Annotated in this window: 2 protein-coding genes; both read right to left on the bottom strand. The window is 26.6% G+C overall.

What is annotated here, in order from left to right; all coding sequences use genetic code 11:
• Window positions 1-215 (bottom strand): hypothetical protein (locus NH26_RS24830; protein ID WP_199880307.1); only part of this gene is annotated, 215 nt, incomplete at its 3' end.
• 102 nt (window positions 216-317) lie between these two features.
• Entirely contained in the window at window positions 318-689 is a 372-nt protein-coding gene (locus NH26_RS24825) for a hypothetical protein (RefSeq protein WP_071397308.1), read from the bottom strand.
• Between the last annotated feature and the right edge of the window lie 109 nt (window positions 690-798).

Genomic DNA, 798 nt, shown 5'->3' with positions numbered 1-798 from the left:
GAAAATTCATCAGATGAATTTTTAATTATTGGTGTGGCTTCATCGTTACCTTGTTCAATTTGTACATACTTGTGTTTATTTTTCTTTACATGTCTAGTTAGAACATCTTCCATTTCTTTTTTAAGACTTCTTTTATTCTCAAAAGCTATTCTTTTTAGGGAATCTACAATACTTTCAGGTAATTGCACCCTGTATCCTATTAGTTTTTCTTCCATAATACAAATGTACTAAAAAAGAACAACATGTACAACATAAAAAACACACAACTAAAATAATTGTGCGTTTATTTTCACATGAAAATACTTTCATTTTTATACTTAAATACTTTCTATTTTCTTTAATAGTTTTTTGTCTTTAGGTGTTAAACTTTCATAATCTCTTTTCTGCTTTAATAACGCTGATCTAATAGAGCTTTCTAAGCTAATTAAACAATGCTTATATGACAGTAATTCATACATTTTAGGATCAACATTAAACTTTTCTATTTTCCCTAATCTATCAACTGATATATTACAATTTTCAGATAATGACCTTAAAGATATTTTAGATTTAATCCGTTCTTTTTTTAAAAATTGAACAAGGTCGAATATTTCTCTTTCTTCTATTTCTAATCTATCATAATAGATAGGATCATTAGACGCCATTTGTAAGCGAATCAATCTATGAGATGCATTAAGTTTAATTCTCATTTTTTAGAATTGTTTTTTCCTGTACGAATATATTTATGTAAATCAGAAGTGAACACAAACCATTGGCGATGTCTTGAATATGCTTTTAATTCACCTTTGGACTTTTTTT

Source organism: Flammeovirga pacifica (genome assembly GCF_000807855.2).
GTDB lineage: Bacteria > Bacteroidota > Bacteroidia > Cytophagales > Flammeovirgaceae > Flammeovirga > Flammeovirga pacifica.
This window is presented reverse-complemented; position numbering and strand designations above follow the sequence as displayed.